The following is a 253-nucleotide window of genomic DNA, read 5'->3' on the forward strand; positions in this document are numbered from 1 at the left end:
TGCCGTGGACCCCGCGCGCGAGCAGCGCCTCCCGCCTCTCGACCAGCCTCCGCACGCCCTTGGCGGCATGCCTCCGGGCGCCCCGGTCCGGGGCCTGGCCCTTGGCGAGGTCCTTCGGCCGCCCCGAGCACGTCAGGTAGTGCCACGCGGCCTCGACCAGCGCCTTCCTCAGGTGCTTGTTGCCTGCCTTGGTGATCGCGCCCCTGCGGTCGCTCTCCCCGCTGGAGTGCTCGGAGGGCGTCAGGCCGACCCA

Annotated in this window: 1 protein-coding gene; it reads right to left on the reverse strand. The window is 74.7% G+C overall.

Annotated elements, in window-relative coordinates; translation table 11 throughout:
• Positions 1-253, reverse strand: a 253-nt coding sequence (locus DW661_RS10070; RefSeq protein ID WP_147356458.1) for a transposase, incomplete at both ends; no start/stop codon positions are given.

This window comes from Collinsella sp. AM24-1, from assembly GCF_003470325.1.
In the GTDB taxonomy this organism is placed as follows: Bacteria; Actinomycetota; Coriobacteriia; order Coriobacteriales; family Coriobacteriaceae; genus Collinsella.